We start from the raw sequence: 19356 nt of genomic DNA, 5'->3' as shown, positions 1-19356 counted from the left end.
GAATCAGAACGGTAGTTGGAGATCAGGTGCAACACGCTTCAGCTGGACGCGGAAGACGTCCTTGATGCGTTGCAATTCAGCCTCGTCATCGGCCTCGAAGCGCAGCACCAGCACCGGCGTGGTGTTGGAGGCGCGAACCAGGCCCCAGCCTTTGGCATAGTCGACTCGCACGCCGTCGATGGTGGTCAGGTCGGCGCCTGTGCCCCACTGCGCGTCGTGCAGTGCATCAATGATGCTGAATTTGCTCTCTTCGGTCACATGGATATTGATTTCCGGCGTAGAAATATCGTTCGGGAAGGTTGCGAACAGCTCTTCCGCAGTGGATTTCTCCTTGCTCAGGATCTCCAGCAACCGGGCGGCGCTGTAGATGCCGTCGTCGAAACCGAACCAGCGCTCCTTGAAGAAGATGTGTCCGCTCATTTCGCCGGCCAACAGGGCGCCGGATTGTTTCATTTTCTTTTTGATCAACGAATGACCCGTCTTCCACATTAGCGGCCGACCGCCGTATTCCTTGATCAGCGGCGTCAGTCGACGGGTGCATTTGACGTCGAAGATGATTTCCGCGTCCGGGTTGCGCGCCACCACGTCGCGGGCGAACAGCATCAACAGGCGGTCGGGATAGACGATGCTGCCGGTGTTGGTCACCACGCCGACGCGATCGCCGTCGCCGTCAAAGGCCAGGCCGATGTCGGCCTTGGTTTCCTTGACCTTGGCGATCAGGTCCACGAGATTCTCGGGCTTGCCCGGGTCCGGGTGATGGTTCGGGAAGTTGCCGTCGACTTCGCAGAACAGCGGGATGACTTCGCAGTTCAGCGCTTCGATCAGTTGCGGGGCGATCACGCCGGCCGCGCCGTTGCCGCAGTCGACCACGACTTTCAGGCGGCGGGCCAGTTTGATGTCCTGGACGATTTCGGTGTTGTAGCGGTCGAGGATTTCGACCTGCGTGACACTGCCATTGCCGCTGGTCAGATTGTTGGTCTTGAGGCGTTCGTGCAGGGCCTGGATCTGTTCGTTGGCCAGCGTGTCGCCAGCGATGACGATCTTGAAGCCGTTGTAGTTCGACGGGTTGTGGCTACCGGTGAGCATGACCCCGGATTTGCCGGCCAGCACGTTGGCCGCGTAATACAGCGCAGGGGTGGGTACCAGGCCAACGTCGCTGACGTGGCAACCGGCCTCGGCCAGGCCCTTGATCAGTTGCGCCACCAACTCCGGGCCGGACAGGCGGCCGTCGCGACCTACCGAAACGTTCGGCTCACCCTGAGCCAGGCTCTGTGCGCCGATGGCGCGACCGAGCCAGTACGCAGTTTCAGCGTTGAGGAATTCCGGCACGGTGCCACGAATGTCGTAGGCGCGGAAAATGCTGTCGGGGAACGTAGGGACGACTTGGGCGGGGGTGTTCATCGGTAGGGATGCTCCATCTCGAAAGTGGCTGGACCCTGGCGCCAAAAACTCGCCAGCAGGCTCAAACTGAAGGGTATGACGGCGTTTTGCGCAGAGAGTTCGTGGTGCGAAAAGGCCATGCCACCTCTGCCGACCGTCATCTGGCCAACCAATGCCCTGATTTCAAGCGCTTAACCCTGGAGATGCCAGGGTCGACTTTTTCAGCTTCGAACCTGTGGGAGCAGACCGGCTCCCACTGTGCGACATTCGCGATCACTGGCGACCGGAGTGACCGAAACCCCCGCTGCCGCGCTCGGTCTCGACGAACTCTTCGACCATCTCGAAGTGCGCTTGCACCACTGGAACCAGCACCAACTGGGCCAGGCGCTCGCCGACCACGATGTTGAAATCGCTCTGGCCGCGGTTCCAGCATGACACCATCAACGGGCCCTGGTAATCGGAGTCGATCAGGCCGACCAGGTTGCCCAGCACGATGCCGTGCTTATGACCCATGCCGGAGCGTGGCAGGATCAGTGCGGCCAACCCCGGGTCGCCGATGTAGACGGACAGGCCGGTCGGGATCAGCAGGGTTTCGCCTGGCTTGATGACGGTGTCCTTGTCCAGCATGGCGCGCAGGTCGAGGCCGGCGGAGCCAGGCGTGGCGTACTGGGGCAGCGGGAATTCGCTGCCGATGCGTGGGTCGAGGATCTTGGCTTGCAAAGCGTGCATTCGATTAAACCTGGTTCAGACGTTCGGCGATAAAAGTGATCAGTTGGCGAGCGATTTTGCTCTTGCTGGTCTGGGCGAAAAGGGTGGCGTGCAGCGCCCGGTCGATCACGCTGCAGGCGTTTTCTTCGCTGTTGAAGCCAATGCTCGGGTTGGCGACGTCGTTGGCGACGATCAAATCGAGGTTCTTGTCTTTCAACTTGCGTGCAGCGTAGTCGAGCAGGTGTTCGGTTTCGGCGGCGAAACCGACACTGAACGGACGGTCGGGGCGCGTGGCGATGGTGGCCAGGATGTCCGGATTGCGCACCATCTGTAGCAGCAGGCCGTCGCCGTTCGTAGGGTCTTTCTTGAGTTTTTGCGGGGCGACCACTTCCGGGCGGTAGTCCGCGACCGCGGCCGAGGCGATGAACAGGTCGCAAGGGATCGCGGCTTCGCAGGCAGCGAGCATGTCGCGGGCACTGACCACGTCGATACGCGTGACGCGATCCGGGGTCGGCAGGTGTACCGGGCCGGTGATCAAGGTGACGCGGGCGCCCGCTTCCACGGCGGCTTCGGCCAGGGCAAAGCCCATTTTTCCGGAGCTGTGGTTGGTGATGTAGCGCACCGGGTCGATGTTTTCCTGGGTCGGACCGGCGGTGATCAGCACGTGTTTGCCGGTCAGTGCCTGGCGTTTGAAGCAGTCGGCCGCGCACTGGGCGAGCTCGACGGCTTCGAGCATGCGCCCCAGCCCCACATCGCCGCAGGCCTGGCTCCCGGAGGCCGGACCGAAGGCCTTGATGTCGCGGCTTTCGAGGGTTTGCAGGTTGGCCTGGGTCGCGGGGTCGCGCCACATGGCCTGGTTCATCGCCGGGGCGATGGCGACCACAGCATCGGTGGCCAGCACCAGCGTGGTCAGCAGGTCGTCGGCGACGCCTTGTGCCAGACGGGCGATCAGGTCGGCGGTGGCGGGGGCGATCAGCACCATATCGGCCCACTTGGCCAGTTCGATGTGGCCCATGGCCGCTTCGGCCGCGGGGTCCAGCAGGTCCAGGTGAACCGGGTGCCCGGACAGAGCCTGCATGGTCAGCGGGGTAATGAACTCGCTGCCGCCACGGGTCATGACCACGCGCACTTCGGCGCCTTGGTCGATCAGGCGGCGAACCAGGTCGGCACTTTTATAGGCAGCAATGCCGCCGCCGACGCCCAGAACGATGCGTTTCCGATACAGCCGCTGCATAGGTCTGCCTTTCATTTCGTGGATGACTGCGTGGCGATACCCCCTCCCCAGGAGTGAAATCGCCCGCAAAAAAGATGGGCTAAGATATCACAGCGACCGCTACGGAACAGCGGAGCCCACAGACCAGGGAGGTGTTATGAGTATTCGCAATTGGCCGGCGGCGGAGCGGCCGCGGGAGAGATTGCTTGAGCAAGGCTCCGGGAGCCTTTCGGACGCCGAGTTGCTGGCGATTTTTTTACGCACCGGCGTGCCGGGTAAAAGCGCGGTGGATTTGGCGCGGCATTTGTTGAGCCAGTTTGGCAACCTGCGTTCATTGCTCGAAGCCGATCTGGCAACGTTCAGCAGGCATCTGGGGCTGGGTCCGGCAAAGTTCGCTCAGTTGCAAGCCGCTCAGGAGATGAGCCGGCGCCATCTGGCCGAACGGGCACGTCAAAAATCGGCGCTGGAAAACCCCCATGCGGTTCGGGAGTACCTGAAATCGATGCTGCGCCACGAGCCGCATGAGGTTTTCGGCTGCCTTTTCCTGGATTCCAAACATCAAGTGCTGACGTTCGAAACGCTGTTTCGCGGCTCCATCGACAACACCAGTGTTCACCCACGAGAGGTAGTCAAGCGAGCGTTGGCGAACAACGCAGCGGCGCTGATCCTCTGCCACAACCACCCGTCGGGCAATACCGACCCGAGCCAGGCAGACCGTGTGTTGACCAAGCGACTTCAAGAGGCGCTGGGCCTGATCGACGTGCGGGTGCTCGATCACTTCATCATCGGCGACGGCGACCCCCTGTCCATGGCGGAGTATGGGTGGATGTAGAAGGCAGGACGAAGTGTTGACCCCGTGGGAGCGGGCTGCTCCCACAGGGTTTGTGGTGCGGTTATTTGAGGCTGACCTTCGAGTAATCCTGGCGACCGAACGGGCTGACTGAATACCCGGTCACGTCCTTGCGCGTCAGGGCGAAGGCGGTCGGGTGGGCCAGCGGCAGCCAAAGCGCCTGCTGCTGGATCTGCGCCTGGGCCTGTTCATAGAGTTTGGTGCGCACGCCTTGCTCACCGGTGGTCTTGCCGGCGCTGATCAGCTTGTCCAGGTCCTGGTTGCAATAGCGGGCGAAATTGGTGCCGGACTTGACCGCAGCGCAGGAGAATTGCGGCGTAAGGAAGTTGTCCGGGTCGCCGTTGTCGCCGGCCCAGCCCATGAACAGCAGGTCGTGTTCACCGGCCTTGGCGCGGCGAATCAGCTCGCCCCACTCGATCACACGAATTTCGGCCTGAATGCCGATTTCCGCGAGATCCGATTGCAGCAGCTGTGCGCCGAGGCTCGGGTTGGGGTTGAGCAGGCTGCCTGACGGGCGCGTCCAGAGGGTGGTCTGGAAGCCGTCCTTGAGGCCGGCCTTGGCCATCAATGCCTTGGCCTTTTCGACGTCATGGGCGTAGCCCGGCAGGTTCTTCGCGTAGCTCCAGGTATTGGGCGGGTACGGACCATTGGCCGCTTCGGCGGTGTCTTCAAACACGGCCTTGAGGTAATTGGCCTTGTCGAACGCGAGGTTGATGGCCTGGCGCACTTCAGGTTTGTCCAGCGGCGGGTGCTGGCTGTTGATGCCGACGAAGGCTGTCATGAAGGCGTCGGTCTTTTCGACTTTCAAGGTCGGTTCTTTCAGTGCGGCCTGGACGTCCAGTGGCTTGGGCGACAGGGCGATCTGGCATTCGTTGCGCCGCAACTTCTGCAGGCGAACGTTGGCGTCCGGGGTGATGGCGAAGATCAGCGGGTCCACCGACGGCTTGCCGCCAAAGTAGTCGGGGTTGGCCTTGTAGCGAACCGAGGCGTCTTTCTGGAAGCGCGTGAACACGAACGGCCCGGTGCCAATCGGCTGGCTGTTGAGTTTCTCCGGTGTGCCGGCCTTCATCAGCTTGTCGGCGTATTCGGCCGAGTAGATCGAGGCGAAGCCCATGCTCAGCGTCGCCAGGAACGTCGAGTCCGCATGGTCGAGGGTGAAGCGCACGGTCAGTGGGTCCAGCGCGTCGATTTTCTTGATCAGCGTGGGCAACTGCATCGATTGTGCATGCGGGAAACCACTCTGCGCGACCTTGTGCCAAGGGTTGGCGGGGTCGAGCATGCGATCGAAGCTGAATTTCACGTCCTCGGCGGTCAGCTCGCGGGTCGGGCTGAAGTATTCGGTGCGGTGGAATTTCACCTGAGGATGGAGCTTGAACACGTAGGTCAGGCCATCGGGGGAGACCTCCCAGCTGTCCGCAAGGGCGGCGACCACCTTGCCGCTGGCGGTGTCGAAGTCCACCAGGCGGTTCATCAGCACGTCGGCCGAGGCGTTGGTGGTCGTCAGCGAGTTGTACTGCACCACGTCGAACCCTTCCGGGCTGGCCTCGGTGCACACGCTCAGGGCGGCGGCATGGGCCAATGGGCTCAGCAGAAGCGGGGCAAGCAACAGCGGTAGGGCAGCAAGGCGCATGGTCGGATTCCTTTACAGATCGAAGGCCCATCTGCAAGTGCAGTCTGGAAAAGGCCTACCCTAGTGGGCTCGTTTGCAAATGACTATCCCCTTTTTCATTTTAAGAGGACGATGTGTACTGGTTTTCGTCGGCGCTGACCGGTAGAAAACCCTGACAGGCGTGTCGGCCGATTCTCGGCGACGAGCGGTTGCCAGCGTCGATAGCCTTTATTCAAGGCGTCCGGCGCCGGAAAATTGGGATTTTTATTGATGCAGCGCACAGCGAATGTTGTTGCTCTCCAGTCTTTCTGGTATAAAGCAGCGCTCTTTTCTAGGGGCCCGGTTCCTTCACTGTAGGTGTAGCCGGTAAGACCTCTAAAGAATCGCGGCGCCTGGCGCCACAATGACTAGAGATTAAGCGGCCAACCCATGCCGGGTTGGGCATGTGGTTTTAGAGGGCTGAGGCATGTCTAGAGTATGTCAAGTTACCGGTAAGGGTCCGGTAACTGGGAACAACATTTCCCACGCAAACAACAAAACCCGTCGTCGTTTCCTGCCGAACCTGCAGCATCACCGCTTCTGGGTTGAAGAAGAGAAACGTTTCGTGCGTCTGCGCGTATCTGCCAAAGGCATGCGTATCATCGACAAGCGTGGCATCACTGTCGTGCTGGCCGAAATCCGCAAAGCTGGCAAGATCTAAGGGAGATAATCATGCGTGAATTGATTCGTTTGATTTCGAGCGCCGGTACTGGTCACTTCTACACTACCGACAAGAACAAGCGCACTACTCCGGACAAAATCGAGATCAAGAAATTTGATCCGGTTGTTCGCAAGCACGTGATCTACAAGGAAGGCAAAATCAAGTAATTGATTTTTCCGGACTTACGAAAAAGGCCCATATCGCGAGATACGGGCCTTTTTTGTTGCCTGCGGGACGCGCGGTGTCGGTCAAGTCCCTTGCGCAAGCAGGAAAAGGATTGCCAGGGTGGCAGCCAGATGCTCGCGATCAGTCAGCCCGAGGCTATCGTCGCCGTCAGGCCTTCTGCTCGAACGCCACATAGATCTTGCGGCACGGCTCCAGCACTTCCCAGGTGCCCCTGAACCCGGCCGGAATGACGAAGCGATCACCGGCGCGCACGGTCTTGCTGTTGCCGTCATTGTCCCGCAGCACTGAAACACCCTGAACGATTTCGCAGTATTCATGCTCGGTGAAGTTCACCAGCCACTGGCCCACGGCACCCTCCCATACACCCGCATTCAACTGGCCGCACGGGCTGTTGTAGTGGTTGTAGACCACTTGCTCGGGGTCGCCCTTGAGCACCTTGGCCTGGTCCGGCCGGTAGCGCTCGGGCTCGGTGTTGGTCTGGCTGAAGTCGACGATGTTCTGGATGCTCATTGTTGTAATCCCCCGTGATTGCGGCGCGAGTGGCTGGAAGGTCCAAAGTCTATGTTTATTAAATTGAACACCGCAAGGCCGTTTGCCGACCTTATGTCAAATATATTGAAACAAACCCGGTCACTGGTTTAGGGTGGCGGTTGCGCCGGGCCAATTGCAGGTTGGCCGGGCAAAATGGCTGGGGACGTCCGCGACAAACGCGGAGCGCTCGTATTCTAAAAGAGGAGGACACTCGAATGACCACCCTGACTCGTGCCGATTGGGAGCAGCGTGCTCGCGATCTGAAGATCGAAGGCCGCGCATTCATCAATGGCGAATACACCGATGCGGTCTCCGGCGAGACCTTCGAGTGCATCAGCCCGGTCGATGGCCGTCTGCTGGGCAAGATTGCCAGCTGTGACGCCGCCGACGCCCAGCGTGCCGTGGAAAACGCGCGCGCCACGTTCAACGCCGGCGTCTGGTCGCGTCTGGCGCCGACCAAGCGCAAAGCCACCATGATTCGTTTCGCCGGCCTGCTCAAGCAGCATGCCGAAGAGCTGGCCCTGCTTGAAACCCTGGACATGGGCAAGCCGATCAGTGATTCCCTGTACATCGACGTTCCTGGCGCGGCGCAAGCCTTGAGCTGGAGCGGTGAAGCCATCGACAAGATCTACGACGAGGTCGCCGCGACCCCGCACGATCAGTTGGGCCTGGTCACCCGTGAGCCGGTTGGCGTGGTGGGCGCCATCGTGCCCTGGAACTTCCCGCTGATGATGGCTTGCTGGAAACTCGGCCCGGCGCTGTCGACCGGTAACTCGGTGGTCCTCAAACCGTCGGAAAAATCACCACTGACGGCCATCCGCATCGCGGCCCTGGCCGTTGAAGCCGGCATCCCGAAAGGTGTGTTGAACGTGCTGCCAGGCTACGGCCACACCGTCGGCAAGGCCCTGGGCCTGCACAACGACGTCGACACCCTGGTGTTCACCGGTTCGACCAAGATTGCCAAGCAACTGCTGGTCTACTCTGGCGAGTCGAACATGAAGCGCGTCTGGCTCGAAGCCGGCGGCAAGAGCCCGAACATCGTGTTCGCCGATGCCCCGGACCTGCAAGCCGCCGCCGAAGCCGCGGCCGGTGCGATCGCCTTCAACCAGGGCGAGGTCTGCACTGCCGGTTCGCGCCTGCTGGTCGAGCGTTCGATCAAGGACACCTTCCTGCCGCTGGTGATCGAGGCGCTGAAGACCTGGAAGCCGGGCAACCCGCTGGACCCGGCCACCAACGTCGGTGCGCTGGTCGATACCCAGCAGATGAACACCGTGCTGTCCTACATCGAGTCCGGCCAGGCCGATGGCGCCAAACTGGTCGCTGGCGGCAAGCGCACGCTTCAGGAAACCGGTGGCACCTACGTTGAGCCGACGATTTTCGACGGTGTCAGCAACGCGATGAAAATCGCCCAGGAAGAGATCTTTGGCCCGGTCCTGTCGGTCATCGCGTTCGACACCGCTGAAGAAGCCATCGCGATTGCCAACGACACACCGTACGGTCTCGCGGCCGCCGTGTGGACGCAGGACATCTCGAAGGCGCACCTGACCGCTCGGGCATTGCGTGCCGGCAGCGTATGGGTCAACCAGTACGATGGCGGCGACATGACCGCGCCGTTCGGCGGCTTCAAGCAGTCCGGCAACGGTCGCGACAAGTCGCTGCACGCGTTCGACAAGTACACCGAACTGAAGGCGACCTGGATCAAGTTGTAAGCCAGTAGGGGAGCCTGCACCAGGCAGGCTTCCCGTAGGACGCTAATCCCCTGTGGGAGCGAGCCTGCTCGCGAAACCGGTGTGACAGTCGACATCAGTGTTGAATGTTGCGCCGCTTTCGCGAGCAGACTCGCTCCCACAGTGTTTTGTGTTGCACATTAAAATATCCACAGGAGCGTGGAACATGCGTTGGGCGACTTATTTCGCCGTGTTGGCCTCTGTCCTGAGTGTTGGTCTGGCCCTGGGCGTCAGCATGCCGCTGGTGTCGTTTCGCCTGGAAGGCTGGGGCTACGGTTCGTTCGCCATTGGCGTCATGGCCGCGATGCCGGCGATTGGCGTGTTGTTGGGGGCGAAAATCTCCAGTCATCTGGCGGCGCGTTTCGGCACCGCCAACCTGATGCGCCTGTGCCTGTGGGCCGGGGCGTTTTCCATCGGGTTGCTGGCCTTGTTGCCGAGTTATCCGGTGTGGCTGGTTCTGCGCCTGATGATTGGCGTGATCCTGACCCTGGTGTTCATCCTCGGCGAAAGCTGGATCAACCAATTGGTGGTCGAGCAATGGCGCGGGCGTCTGGTGGCGCTGTATGGCAGCAGCTATGCACTGAGCCAGTTGGCCGGCCCGCTGTTGCTGGGGGTGCTGGGTACTGAGCACGATTACGGATTCTGGGTCGGCGTCGGTTTGCTCATGGCGGCACCCTTCCTGCTGTTGGGGCGCAGTGGCGCGCCCAGCAGCGAAGCCTGCAGCGTGACGTTCGGTGACTTGTGGGGGTTCTGCCGGGGGTTGCCGGCGATTGCCTGGGGTGTGTCGCTGTTCGCCGCGTTCGAGGCGATGATCCTGACTTTGCTGCCGGTCTATTGCCTGCGCCAGGGCTTCACCACCGAAATCGCCCTGGCGATGGTCAGTACCGTGGTGGTCGGGGATGCCTTGCTGCAATTGCCGATTGGCGCACTGGCGGATCGCCTGTCGCGGCGCAGCTTGTTCATCGGGTGCGCCGTGGTGCTGCTGATCTCCAGCCTGGCCATCCCGTTGCTGCTCGATACATTGCTGATCTGGCCGTTGTGGGTGTTGTTCGGCGCCAGTGCCGGCGGGTTGTTCACCTTGTCGCTGATCCTGATCGGCGAACGGTATCGCGACGATGCACTGGTGCGGGCCAACGCGCACATTGCGCAGCTGTGGGGTGTGGGCTGCCTGATCGGGCCGCTGGTCGCCGGGGCCGGCAGCCAGTGGATCAGCGGCCACGCCTTGCCGTTGTTCATGGCGGCCGGGGCCTTGGGGTTGGTGATTCTGTTGTCGCGCCAGGGGGCGTTTGGCACGGTGGCTGAGCCCGCTTGAGCCTGAACGGCCAGCCACTTATCTGTGGGAGCGGGCTTGAGGATGCCTGTTACAGCATCTTCTCCAGCCCGACCGCTTCGCTCATCCATGCATTGAGCCGGCGCCAGAAACTCCCCGGTTCACGGGTCAGCGTGTGCAGCTTGCCGTCGTCTTCAGTGACCCAGACGACCCGGTCGTTTTCCAGTTTCACCTGGTAACTGAGCGGCGGCGCCATGCCCTCGAGGGCCGCTTTGTGCACATGGGCCGCGAGTTCGGGGCTGTCGACCAGCACCCCGACTTCGGTGTTCCACAGCACCGAGCGCGGATCGAAGTTGAACGAGCCGATGAAGGACTTCTGCTGATCGAAAATCATCGCCTTGCTGTGCAGGCTGGAGTCGGAGCCGCGGTAGGATTTGCTGTAGAAAATATGCGGTCCGCTGCCACCGCTGTCGCCGGGTTGGCGGCGCAATTCGTACAACTTCACACCATGTTCCAGCAGGGCCCGGCGATAAGGCGCGTAGCCGCCGTGCACCGCCGGCACGTCGGTGGCTTCCAGCGAGTTGGTCAACAGGCTGACAGAGACCCCGGCATCGGCACGACCTGTCAGGTAGACCAGCCCCGGCTGCCCCGGCACGAAATACGCCGAGATCATGATCAGCTCTTTGCTGACGCCCGTGAGTTCCGGTGCCAACTGCGTGGTCAGCAGCAAGTGCGGGTCGGGTTCACCGTCTGACAGGACTTTGCTCGGTGCGTCCCACAAGGCCTGGTTCCAGGCCCAGATCAGCTCACGGCGCCAGATGTCCAGGCGTGGCTGTGTGGTATAGGTCATCAGCTGTTGATAGAGCGCGTGATTCTGCCGGCGCGTCTCCTCCAGTGATTCTTCCAGGCGGGTGCGGGTGTTTTGCAGGTCCTTCTGCGTGGGCTTGCTGGACAGGAATTCCTCGATCGGCTTGCTCAGCGCACTGTTCCAGTACTGGTCGAAACTGTGGCCAAGCTGCTCGGCGACCGGCCCGACGCCCAGCATGTCGATGTCGGTGAAATTCAGGTTCGGTTCGGCATCGAAATATTCATCGCCCAGGTTGCGGCCGCCGACGATGGCCGCGCTGTTGTCCGCCAGCCACAATTTGTTGTGCATGCGCCGGTGCTGCTGCGACAGGTTGAACAGCCGGCCCATGGCCCGCGTGACACCGGTCGCACGGCCCAGGTGCAGCGGATTGAACAGGCGGATCTGGATGTGCGGGTGTGCGGCCAGTGTGGCGATGATCCAGTCCAGGCCGTCGCTGGTGGTGTCGTCGAGGAGGATTCTGACACGCACGCCGCGGTCGGCTGCCTTGAGCAATTCGTCCACCAGCATTCGCGTGCTGATGCCGTCGTGGACGATGTAGTACTGCAGGTCGAGGCTGCTTTGGGCGTTGCGGATCAGTTCGGCCCGGGCCATGAAGGCCTCGCTGCTGTTGGACAGCAGGCGAAACCCCGACCGCCCCTGATGGGGCTCGGCCTGGGCCTGGATCGAACGGCCGAAGGCCGAGCCGCTGGCGGGTAACGCCTGGGTCGGTTGTCGTTGAACATTGATGCCTGCGCAGCCGCTCAGGAGCGAGGCGAGCAGCAGAAGAGTGAGCAGGGGTTGTCTGGCTCTCACGTAGGATCGTTCCGAATGGCGGCGGGGTCGGCATATGGACGCCGAATCACGCTGAAAAGTCAGTCAATGAAACTGTCATTTTCCGCGAGCAGCTTGATGGCCGCGGCGCCCACCTTGCGCACCGCTTCCTCGATCTGCGGTGTTGGTTTGGCAGCGTAGTTCATCCGCAGGCAATTGCGATACTTGCCCGATGCGGAAAAGATGCTGCCCACGGCGATCTGCACACCCTGGTCGTGCAGTGCGCGGTTCAGTTTCAAGGTGTCGAAGCCATCGGGCAATTCTACCCAGAGCATGAAACTGCCTTGCGGTCGGCTGGCCCGGGTGCCGGCCGGGAAATAACGCGTGACCCAATCGATCATCAAGTCGCGATTGCGCTGGTATTGCGTACGCATCCGCCGCAAATGGGGTTCGAAATGCCCGGCCTTGAGGAATTCGGCAATGGCAATCTGCGGTTGCGGGGCGGTGGAGCCGGTGCTGATGTATTTCATGTGCAGCACCCGCTCCAGATAACGGCCCGGCGCGACCCAGCCAATGCGCAGGCCCGGGGCCAGGGTCTTGGAAAATGAACTGCACAGCAGGACGCGGCCATCTTCGTCGAAGGATTTGATGGTGCGAGGTCGCGGGTAGTTGTAGGCCAGTTCGCCATACACATCGTCTTCGAGAATCGCCACGTCGAACCGTTGCGCCAAAGTCAGCAGCGCACGTTTGCGCGACTCCGGCATGATATAGCCCAGCGGGTTGTTGCAGTTGGGCGTCAACTGTATGGCCTTGATGGGCCACTGTTCCAGGGCCAGTTCCAACGCGTCGAGGCTGATCCCGGTGAGCGGATCGGTGGGGATCTCCAGGGCCTTCATGTTCAAACCCTTGAGCGTCTGCATGGCCCCGTGAAAGCTCGGGGAGTCGACGGCGACGATGTCTCCCGGCTCGCAGATGGCGCGGATGCTGGTGGACAGCGCTTCATGGCAGCCGGTGGTAATGACCAGATCGTTGGCGGTCAACTGGCACCCGGAATCGAGCATCAGGCGGGCGATCTGCTCGCGCAGTTCAAGGGTGCCGTGAATGTTGTCGTAATACAGGCCGGGCATGTCCTGTCGGCGGCTGATGCGCGCCAGGTTGCGCAGCAACGGTTTCATGGTCGGGGTGGTGATGTCCGGCATGCCACGGCCCAATTGCACCACGTCCTTGCGCGGTACGGCGCGGATCAGTTCCAGCACCTGATCCCACTGCGAAATATCCACCGGACGCTGGGCCGGACGACCGATCGCCGGCAACTCCGGCAGCTCGCGACCCACCGGAACGAAATAGCCGGACTTGGGTTTCGGCATCGCCAGGCCGCTGTCTTCCAGCATCCGATAGGCCTGTTGCACCGTACTCAGGCTGACCCCGTGCTCCACGCTCAAGGCCCGAACGGACGGCAGCCGGTCACCGGGGCGATAGAAGCCCTGTTCGATACGCGTGCCGAGCAATTCGGCGAGGTTGACGTAAAGGGTCATGGCTCAGTCTCGATGAGTTGAATCGGTTGACCAGTACAGATCGCGTAAAAAAAGCGGATTCAGTGGCGGAATCGGCAAATCTGTATGGGATTAATACCTGTGTATTGAATCTGTAATGCTTTTCGTCGTCCACGCATCATGAAAGCTCTGGCTACCCAAGTAAACAGGAGCATTCAAAATGAACGGCTTGAGCGATGTGCGGCTGACGTTACGCAGTCAGGAACTGGAGGCAGGGCAAAAAAACGATGCGCGCGAGGCGCTCAAGCGCAATGCGCCGTCCGGCCTGAGTCTCTGGGGTCTGTTCTGGCATCGCCTGCACACGCGCAGGGCGTTGCTGGAGCTGACGCCGGACCAGCTCAGGGATATCGGGCTGAGCCGGGAGCAGGCCCGGGAGGAGGGGCTCAAGCCTTTCTGGCGGATCTGAGTGCAGTGGCGTTCTTTCGGGCCATCGCGAGCAGGCTCGCTCCCACGGTGGATCTGTATGCACCGGACCTCTGTGGGAACGAGCCAGCTCCGGGCAGGATTGCGACGATAGCGTTCGAAGAGCACAAACAGGCGTTCAGACCCACTCTTTCATCCGATGCCACAGCATCCCCAGCGCCAGCAACGGCGAGCGCAAATGCTTGCCACCGGGAAACGTCATGTGTGGCACCTTGGCAAACAGATCGAACCCACCATGGTGCTGGCCGCTGATGGCCTCGGCCAGCAACTTGCCAGCCAGGTGGGTGGCGTTCACGCCGTGGCCGGAATAGGCCTGGGCGTAATACACATTCGGCTGATCATCGAGTCGGCCGATCTGCGGCAGGCGATTGGCGCCGATGCCGATCATCCCGCCCCATTGATACTCGATCCTCGCGGCGCCCAGTTGTGGGAACACCTCGAGCATTTTCGGGCGCATGTAGGCCGCGATGTCCTTCGGGTCGCGTCCTGAATAGTGGCAGGCACCGCCGAACAGCAAGCGCCGATCAGCCGAAAGCCGGTAGTAATCCAGGGCCACTCGCTGGTCGCAGACCGCCATGTTCTGCGGCAGCAGCGCGTGGGCTTGGTCCTCGCTCAAGGGCTCGGTGGCGATGATGTAGCTGCCGGCGGGCAAGACTTTGCCGCTGAGTTCAGGGTTGAGCTGGTTGAGGTAGGCGTTGCAGCCCAGCACCAGGGTCTTGGCGCGAACCGAGCCCTGGGCGGTGCGTACCCTGACTTCGGGGCCGTAGTCGATGCCGGTCACCGCCGATTGCTCGAACAGCCTCACACCCAGCTGCTGCGCCGCGGCGGCTTCGCCCAGCGCGAGGTTCAGCGGATGCAGATGACCGGAGCCCATGTCGATCAGGCCGCCGACATAGCGATCGGAACCTACCACCGTGTGCGTTTCATGGGCTTGCAGCAACCGGGTTTCGTAGCGGTAGCCGAGCTCGCGCAGTTCTTCGGCGTCTTCGGCAAAGCCTTCCAGGTCACGGGGCTTGTTGGCGAGGTCGCAGTAGCCCCACGTCAGGTCGCAGGGGATCTGAAACCGTTCGACGCGCTGCCGGACGATTTCCACCGCTTCCAGGCCCATGAGTTTCATCTGACGCACGCCGTCCGTGCCGATGACGTTGGCGAACTGGTCGAGACCATGGCCGACGCCGCGAATCAGTTGCCCGCCATTGCGCCCGCTGGCGCCCCAACCCACCTTGCGGGCCTCGAGCAGCACCACGCTGAAGCCGCGCTCGGCCAGTTCGAGGGCGGTGTTCAGCCCGGAAAACCCGCCGCCGACCACGCACACATCGGCCACCACGTCGCCTGCCAGCGCCGGGTGATCGGGCTGCGGCAGGCTGCTGGCGGCGTAGTACGAGGCTGTGTGCTGGGCACGGGGATTCATGCGCGTCATCCTGATTTTTGTGCCTGGAAAATTTGACGGAGCATAAGCCGGCCCTTTCGACGCAGGCAACATTGGTCGGTTATGGCTGTCTGGATCGTGGCCAATGCGGCAGAATCGCGCTCTATTCCGCTGTGGGGTCAGTGCTTCGATGAGTTGTAACAGTCAGAAAATTCGCACGCTGCGTCAGCAGATTCCCACTTTCGAGTGCGTGCCCGGCTGTCATGACTGTTGCGGACCGGTGACCACCTCGCCCGAAGAGATGGCCCGCCTGCCGCGCAAGACGCGCGCCGAGCAGGACGCGGCGATGGATGAGCTCAACTGCGTGCACCTGGGCCCCAAGGGCTGCACCGTGTATGACGAGCGGCCGTTGATCTGTCGGCTGTTCGGTACCACCAAAACCTTGCCATGTCCGAATGGGCGAGGGCCGGTGGAGCTGATTCATCCACGGGTCGAGAAGCAGGTATTCGAGTACATGGCGTCGAATCGGCAGGTGTTGGTTTAGCTGACACTGAGGTGCTCCCATCGCGAGAAGGCTCGCTCCCACATTTGATCGGTGTACTCTCATCCAATGTGGGAGCGAGCCTGCTCGCGATGGGGCCATCACAGGCAACGCACAAACCTCAATCCGGAATCGGCAGACTCAAGCTCTCTTTCACCTCTTCCATCACGATATAGCTCTTGGACTCGCGCACATGCGGCAGCTTGAGCAGGATGTCGCCGAGCAATTTGCGGTACGAGGCCATCTCGGAAATCCGCGCTTTCACCAGGTAGTCGAAATCCCCTGACACCAGGTGGCATTCCAGCACGTGGGGCAGTTTCAGCACGGCGCGTCGGAACTCTTCGAAGGTATCCCCGGATTTGTAGTCGAGGCTGATCTCGACGAACACCAGCAGGCTGCCCTTGAGGTGCTGCGGATTGAGCCGGGCGTTGTAGCCCATGATGATCCCTTCGCGCTCCAGGCGCCGTACCCGCTCGGTGCAGGGCGTGGTCGACAGGCCGACCTTTTCCCCCAGCTCGGTGAAGGAGATGCGCCCGTCCGCCTGCAGGATCCGCAGGATGTTGCGGTCGATCTTGTCCAGCTCGCGTTTGGTCTGGGTGTTGGTACGCATAGGGGATGCGCCTCCGTAAAAAGCGTTTTTGCCGAGAATTGTCGCCAAATATAGGCGCTTATATAGTGAAATGCACTGGCTGATCTTTCTTAAACTGCCCACATCTACGGTCTGAACAACAAACGTCAGCGGCGTGCCGCGATGAGGGATATGAAAATGCGCGTTATGGTCTTGGGTAGCGGCGTTATTGGCACCACCAGTGCTTACTATCTGGCGCGTGCCGGGTTCGAAGTGGTGGTGGTGGACCGTCAGCCGGCTGCCGCCATGGAGACCAGTTTCGCCAACGCCGGGCAGGTATCGCCGGGTTATGCCTCGCCGTGGGCCGCGCCGGGCGTGCCGCTCAAGGCCATCAAGTGGCTGTTGCAGCGCCACGCACCGCTGGCGATCAAGGCCACCGCCGATATCGACCAATACCTGTGGATGGCGCAGATGCTGCGCAACTGCACCGCCAGCCGCTACGCGGTGAACAAGGAGCGCATGGTGCGCCTGTCCGAGTACAGCCGCGACTGCCTCGACGAATTGCGTGCCGAAACCGGCATCGCCTACGAAGGCCGCAGCCTCGGGACGACTCAATTGTTCCGCACCCAGGCCCAGCTCGATGGCGCGGCGAAAGACATCGCCGTCCTGAAAGAGTCGGGCGTTCCCTTCGAATTGCTCGATCGCGAAGGCATCGCCCGGGTTGAACCGGCGCTGGCCAGCGTTACCGACATCCTCGCCGGCGCCCTGCGCCTGCCGAACGACCAGACCGGCGACTGCCAGATGTTCACCACGCGCCTGGCCGAGATGGCGGTGAAACTGGGCGTGGAGTTCCGCTTCGGCCAGGACATCCAGCGCCTCGACTATGCCGGTGATCGCATCAACGGTGTGTGGATCGACGGCAAGCTGGAAACCGCTGACCGTTACGTCCTGGCGCTGGGCAGTTACTCGCCGCAACTGCTCAAGCCGCTGGGCATCCGCGCGCCGGTGTACCCGCTCAAGGGTTACTCGCTGACCGTGCCGATCACCAACCCGGCCATGGCCCCGACCTCGACCATTCTCGACGAGACCTACAAGGTCGCGATCACCCGTTTCGACAACCGCATCCGCGTGGGCGGCATGGCGGAGATTGCCGGTTTTGACCTGTCGCTCAACCCGCGTCGGCGTGAAACCCTGGAGATGATCGTCAACGACCTTTATCCTCAGGGCGGCAATCTGGCCGAGGCCAGTTTCTGGACCGGCCTGCGTCCGACCACCCCGGATGGCACGCCGATCGTTGGCGCGACCCCGTTCGGCAACCTGTTCCTGAACACCGGTCACGGCACGCTCGGCTGGACCATGGCCTGCGGTTCCGGCCGTTTGCTGGCCGACCTGATGGCCAAGAAAACCCCGCAGATCAGCGCCGAAGGCCTCGATATTTCCCGTTACGGCAGCAAAATCCAGGAGTCCGCAAAGCATGTCAATCCAGCGCCAGCTCACCAATGAGCGCATGAGCCAGATCGTTGTCCACAGCGGCACCGTTTATCTGGCAGGGCAAGTCGGCGACGACATGAGTGCCGGGATTGAGCAGCAAACCCGCGAAACCCTGGCCAACATCGAGCGGATGCTCGATCTGGCCGGGACGGACAAAAGCCGTTTGCTCTCGGTGACGATTTACCTGAAGGACATCGACGCGCACTTCGCCGGCATGAACTCGGTGTGGGACACGTGGCTGCCCAAAGGTGTTGCACCGGCCCGCGCGACCGTTGAGGCGAAGCTGTGCGAGCCGCAAATCCTGGTCGAGCTGTCCGTGGTCGCCGCGCTGCCCTGAACGCTGCGAACCCGCACAAAGATCCCTCTCCCGGTGCTGTTGGCGGTTAACGCCGCCAGCCAGCGCCGGTTTTTATTCCCACGACTGCCTAGAAGCCTGCCGCCATGCGTCCAGCCCGTGCCCTGATCGACCTTCAAGCCCTGCGTCACAACTACCGGATCGCCCGTGAAACCACCGGGGCCAAGGCCCTGGCGGTGATCAAGGCGGATGCCTACGGGCATGGCGCGGTGCGGTGCGCCCAAGCGCTGGAAGCCGAGGCGGACGGGTTTGCCGTGGCCTGCATCGAAGAAGCGCTGGAGCTGCGCGCGGCGGGCATCCGTGCACCGGTGTTGTTGCTGGAGGGTTTTTTTGAAGCCGATGAGCTGTCGCTGATCGTCGAGCATGATTTCTGGTGTGTGGTGCATTCGCTGTGGCAGCTCGAAGCCATCGAGAAAGCGGCGCTGAGCAAACCCATTACGGTCTGGTTGAAGCTCGATTCGGGCATGCACCGGGTCGGTCTGCACCCCAAGGATTATCAGGCGGGTTACCAACGGCTGCTGGCGAGCGGCAAGGTCGCGAAGATCGTGCTGATGAGCCACTTCGCCCGCGCCGATGAATTGCACAGCCAGGCCAGCACCGACCAGGTGGCTGTTTTCGAAGCGGCGCGCCAGGGCCTGGCGGCCGAGATCAGCCTGCGCAACTCGCCGGCCGTGCTCGGTTGGCCGCAGATTCCCAGTGACTGGGTGCGTCCTGGCATCATGCTCTACGGCGCCACGCCGTTCGAGGAAGCCAACGCCGTGGCATCGCGCCTGCAACCGGTGATGACCCTCGAGTCGAAAGTGATCTGCGTGCGCGAACTGCCGGCCGGCGAGCCGATCGGCTACGGAGCCCGATTCATCACCGACAAACCGATGCGCGTCGGGGTGGTGGCCATGGGTTACGCCGATGGCTACCCGCGCCAGGCGCCGACCGGCACGCCGGTGCTGGTTGCCGGGCAGCGCAGCCGGCTGATCGGCCGGGTCTCGATGGACATGCTGTGTATCGACTTGACCGATGTGCCGCAGGCCGGCCTGGGATCGACCGTGGAGCTGTGGGGGAAAAACATCCTGGCCAGCGACGTCGCGGCGGCGGCTGACACGATTCCTTACCAGATTTTCTGCAATCTGCGCCGGGTGCCGATGCTCTATTCCGGGGATTGACGCACAGCGAGCGCCGGATGCCAGTCGTATCACCGAAGGGGATTGGGGCCCAAGTGTTGTAAATACTGAACGCTGTCGCCATGATAACGATCAATATTCCTACA

General features: G+C 61.9%; 18 protein-coding genes and 1 pseudogene. 10 read left to right on the top strand and 9 right to left on the bottom strand.

The window, feature by feature from the left end; genetic code table 11:
* Positions 1-3 precede the first annotated feature (3 nt).
* The 3 genes and pseudogenes from IB249_RS18180 to coaBC all read right to left on the bottom strand — a co-directional run.
* Positions 4-1377 (bottom strand): annotated as a pseudogene (locus tag IB249_RS18180) (phosphomannomutase/phosphoglucomutase); the annotation flags it as partial.
* A 276-nt stretch (positions 1378-1653) separates the two neighbouring features.
* Positions 1654-2109, bottom strand: a complete 456-nt coding sequence (gene dut, locus IB249_RS18175) for a dUTP diphosphatase (RefSeq protein WP_192307117.1) — start codon at positions 2107-2109, stop codon at positions 1654-1656.
* 4 nt (positions 2110-2113) lie between these two features.
* A complete protein-coding gene (gene coaBC / locus IB249_RS18170; RefSeq protein WP_192307374.1) occupies positions 2114-3322 on the bottom strand; it encodes a bifunctional phosphopantothenoylcysteine decarboxylase/phosphopantothenate--cysteine ligase CoaBC in 1209 nt (402 codons plus the stop codon).
* 136 nt (positions 3323-3458) lie between these two features.
* Here coaBC and radC point away from each other — a divergent pair, with 136 nt between their 5' ends.
* A complete protein-coding gene (radC, locus tag IB249_RS18165) occupies positions 3459-4133 on the top strand; it encodes a RadC family protein (RefSeq protein ID WP_192307116.1) in 675 nt (224 codons plus the stop codon).
* A gap of 61 nt (positions 4134-4194) precedes the next feature.
* On the opposite strand, the gene IB249_RS18160 is transcribed toward radC, so the two are convergent.
* Positions 4195-5781 carry an ABC transporter substrate-binding protein gene (locus IB249_RS18160; protein WP_192307115.1) on the bottom strand — a complete coding sequence of 529 codons (1587 nt, stop codon included), beginning with the start codon at positions 5779-5781 and terminating at the stop codon, positions 4195-4197.
* Positions 5782-6226: 445 nt separating this feature from the next.
* Here IB249_RS18160 and rpmB point away from each other — a divergent pair, with 445 nt between their 5' ends.
* Positions 6227-6460: a 50S ribosomal protein L28 gene (gene rpmB, locus IB249_RS18155; RefSeq protein ID WP_007894701.1), complete on the top strand. Its 234-nt coding sequence runs from the start codon at positions 6227-6229 to the stop codon at positions 6458-6460.
* Between the two features lie 11 nt (positions 6461-6471).
* Positions 6472-6627, top strand: a complete 156-nt coding sequence (rpmG, locus tag IB249_RS18150) for a 50S ribosomal protein L33 (protein WP_007894709.1) — start codon at positions 6472-6474, stop codon at positions 6625-6627.
* A 166-nt stretch (positions 6628-6793) separates the two neighbouring features.
* On the opposite strand, the gene IB249_RS18145 is transcribed toward rpmG, so the two are convergent.
* Positions 6794-7156: a cupin domain-containing protein gene (locus IB249_RS18145; protein ID WP_192307114.1), complete on the bottom strand. Its 363-nt coding sequence runs from the start codon at positions 7154-7156 to the stop codon at positions 6794-6796.
* 236 nt (positions 7157-7392) lie between these two features.
* On the opposite strand from IB249_RS18145, the gene IB249_RS18140 reads away from it, so the two are divergent.
* The gene (locus IB249_RS18140; RefSeq protein WP_192307113.1) at positions 7393-8886 is read left to right on the top strand and encodes an aldehyde dehydrogenase; all 1494 of its coding nucleotides are present in this window, start codon (positions 7393-7395) and stop codon (positions 8884-8886) included.
* A 184-nt stretch (positions 8887-9070) separates the two neighbouring features.
* Positions 9071-10216, top strand: coding sequence for an MFS transporter (locus tag IB249_RS18135; protein WP_192307112.1), 1146 nt, complete (start codon positions 9071-9073; stop codon positions 10214-10216).
* Positions 10217-10265: 49 nt separating this feature from the next.
* On the opposite strand, the gene IB249_RS18130 is transcribed toward IB249_RS18135, so the two are convergent.
* Entirely contained in the window at positions 10266-11834 is a 1569-nt protein-coding gene (locus IB249_RS18130) for a phospholipase D family protein (protein WP_192307111.1), read from the bottom strand.
* A 59-nt stretch (positions 11835-11893) separates the two neighbouring features.
* Positions 11894-13327: a PLP-dependent aminotransferase family protein gene (locus IB249_RS18125; RefSeq protein ID WP_192307110.1), complete on the bottom strand. Its 1434-nt coding sequence runs from the start codon at positions 13325-13327 to the stop codon at positions 11894-11896.
* A 178-nt stretch (positions 13328-13505) separates the two neighbouring features.
* Between IB249_RS18125 and IB249_RS18120 the strand changes: the two genes are divergently transcribed.
* Positions 13506-13751 carry a DUF1127 domain-containing protein gene (locus IB249_RS18120; RefSeq protein ID WP_192307109.1) on the top strand — a complete coding sequence of 82 codons (246 nt, stop codon included), beginning with the start codon at positions 13506-13508 and terminating at the stop codon, positions 13749-13751.
* A gap of 135 nt (positions 13752-13886) precedes the next feature.
* On the opposite strand, the gene IB249_RS18115 is transcribed toward IB249_RS18120, so the two are convergent.
* On the bottom strand, positions 13887-15179 hold the full coding sequence (locus IB249_RS18115) for an NAD(P)/FAD-dependent oxidoreductase (RefSeq protein ID WP_192307108.1): 1293 nt from the start codon (positions 15177-15179) through the stop codon (positions 13887-13889).
* Positions 15180-15327: 148 nt separating this feature from the next.
* Between IB249_RS18115 and IB249_RS18110 the strand changes: the two genes are divergently transcribed.
* Positions 15328-15681 (top strand): YkgJ family cysteine cluster protein, encoded by a 354-nt coding sequence (locus IB249_RS18110; protein ID WP_192307107.1) that lies wholly within the window; start codon positions 15328-15330, stop codon positions 15679-15681.
* Between the two features lie 118 nt (positions 15682-15799).
* Here the strand turns inward: IB249_RS18110 and IB249_RS18105 are convergent, their stop codons facing one another.
* Entirely contained in the window at positions 15800-16288 is a 489-nt protein-coding gene (locus IB249_RS18105; RefSeq protein WP_003177284.1) for an Lrp/AsnC ligand binding domain-containing protein, read from the bottom strand.
* Positions 16289-16444: 156 nt separating this feature from the next.
* On the opposite strand from IB249_RS18105, the gene dadA reads away from it, so the two are divergent.
* The 3 genes from dadA to alr all read left to right on the top strand — a co-directional run bounded on the left by dadA (position 16445) and on the right by alr (position 19252).
* A complete protein-coding gene (dadA, locus tag IB249_RS18100; protein ID WP_192307106.1) occupies positions 16445-17749 on the top strand; it encodes a D-amino acid dehydrogenase in 1305 nt (434 codons plus the stop codon).
* Positions 17721-18074, top strand: coding sequence for a RidA family protein (locus IB249_RS18095; protein ID WP_192307105.1), 354 nt, complete (start codon positions 17721-17723; stop codon positions 18072-18074). The genes dadA and IB249_RS18095 overlap by 29 nt, the downstream gene beginning before the upstream one ends.
* A 104-nt stretch (positions 18075-18178) precedes the next feature.
* Positions 18179-19252, top strand: a complete 1074-nt coding sequence (alr, locus tag IB249_RS18090) for an alanine racemase (protein ID WP_192307104.1) — start codon at positions 18179-18181, stop codon at positions 19250-19252.
* The last annotated feature ends 104 nt before the right edge of the window (positions 19253-19356 follow it).

The organism is Pseudomonas sp. PDM04 (assembly GCF_014851765.1).
GTDB lineage: Bacteria > Pseudomonadota > Gammaproteobacteria > Pseudomonadales > Pseudomonadaceae > Aquipseudomonas.
This window is presented reverse-complemented; position numbering and strand designations above follow the sequence as displayed.

What these genes read in the sequence shown, in the direction of transcription:
- IB249_RS18105 (WP_003177284.1), bottom strand. Translation starts at nt 16,288, where the DNA reads ATGCGTACCAACACCCAGACCAAACGCGAGCTGGACAAGATCGACCGC.
- IB249_RS18140 (WP_192307113.1), top strand. Translation starts at nt 7,393, where the DNA reads ATGACCACCCTGACTCGTGCCGATTGGGAGCAGCGTGCTCGCGATCTG.
- rpmG (WP_007894709.1), top strand. Translation starts at nt 6,472, where the DNA reads ATGCGTGAATTGATTCGTTTGATTTCGAGCGCCGGTACTGGTCACTTC.
- alr (WP_192307104.1), top strand. Translation starts at nt 18,179, where the DNA reads ATGCGTCCAGCCCGTGCCCTGATCGACCTTCAAGCCCTGCGTCACAAC.
- IB249_RS18095 (WP_192307105.1), top strand. Translation starts at nt 17,721, where the DNA reads ATGTCAATCCAGCGCCAGCTCACCAATGAGCGCATGAGCCAGATCGTT.
- rpmB (WP_007894701.1), top strand. Translation starts at nt 6,227, where the DNA reads ATGTCTAGAGTATGTCAAGTTACCGGTAAGGGTCCGGTAACTGGGAAC.
- IB249_RS18145 (WP_192307114.1), bottom strand. Translation starts at nt 7,156, where the DNA reads ATGAGCATCCAGAACATCGTCGACTTCAGCCAGACCAACACCGAGCCC.
- radC (WP_192307116.1), top strand. Translation starts at nt 3,459, where the DNA reads ATGAGTATTCGCAATTGGCCGGCGGCGGAGCGGCCGCGGGAGAGATTG.
- IB249_RS18135 (WP_192307112.1), top strand. Translation starts at nt 9,071, where the DNA reads ATGCGTTGGGCGACTTATTTCGCCGTGTTGGCCTCTGTCCTGAGTGTT.
- IB249_RS18115 (WP_192307108.1), bottom strand. Translation starts at nt 15,179, where the DNA reads ATGAATCCCCGTGCCCAGCACACAGCCTCGTACTACGCCGCCAGCAGC.
- dut (WP_192307117.1), bottom strand. Translation starts at nt 2,109, where the DNA reads ATGCACGCTTTGCAAGCCAAGATCCTCGACCCACGCATCGGCAGCGAA.
- IB249_RS18160 (WP_192307115.1), bottom strand. Translation starts at nt 5,781, where the DNA reads ATGCGCCTTGCTGCCCTACCGCTGTTGCTTGCCCCGCTTCTGCTGAGC.
- IB249_RS18125 (WP_192307110.1), bottom strand. Translation starts at nt 13,327, where the DNA reads ATGACCCTTTACGTCAACCTCGCCGAATTGCTCGGCACGCGTATCGAA.
- coaBC (WP_192307374.1), bottom strand. Translation starts at nt 3,322, where the DNA reads ATGCAGCGGCTGTATCGGAAACGCATCGTTCTGGGCGTCGGCGGCGGC.
- IB249_RS18110 (WP_192307107.1), top strand. Translation starts at nt 15,328, where the DNA reads ATGAGTTGTAACAGTCAGAAAATTCGCACGCTGCGTCAGCAGATTCCC.
- IB249_RS18120 (WP_192307109.1), top strand. Translation starts at nt 13,506, where the DNA reads ATGAACGGCTTGAGCGATGTGCGGCTGACGTTACGCAGTCAGGAACTG.
- dadA (WP_192307106.1), top strand. Translation starts at nt 16,445, where the DNA reads ATGCGCGTTATGGTCTTGGGTAGCGGCGTTATTGGCACCACCAGTGCT.